The sequence below is a fragment of the Pseudoalteromonas sp. G5_S1_14_S5 genome (assembly GCF_054968605.1).
On record NZ_JBQKUM010000232.1, the window covers coordinates 1 to 455 of the forward strand.

Here is a 455-nt window from a genome sequence, read left to right on the forward strand (position 1 = left end):
TATTTATCGAGGAAACGCCATGCGATCAAGTATCAAATCCCACCTGAACGAGTGGAATTTATCCGATTACTGATTGAGCATGATTGGAGTCCAGAGCAGATTTCTGGTGTATTAACAGGCTCAGAAATGCCTGTCAGTCATGAATGGATTTATCAACATATTGCTGAAGATAAGGCGAATGGCGGCAAGCTATACAAGCATTTAAGACAAGGGCACAAACGCTATCGTAAAGGGAAAAGAGTCAAAGCGGAAGCGATTAAGAACGCAGTATCTATCGATGATAGACCCGCGATTGTAGGCAGTCGTGAACGATTTGGAGATTGGGAAATAGATACTGTGTTAGGAAAGCACGGAACGGGGGCTATCGTTACTCTGTTAGAGCGTAAAAGTCGCTTTTTCTTAATTCAGAAAGTGGATTCAAAATCTGCCCAAGATGTGGCTGAGGCTACGATAAA

Annotated in this window: 1 protein-coding gene; it reads left to right on the forward strand. The window is 42.9% G+C overall.

The genetic code is table 11. The annotated features are described in order from the left end of the window. The coding region (locus ACTRWI_RS22675; RefSeq protein ID WP_499133940.1) for an IS30 family transposase at positions 1–455 on the forward strand (455 nt) is incomplete at both ends.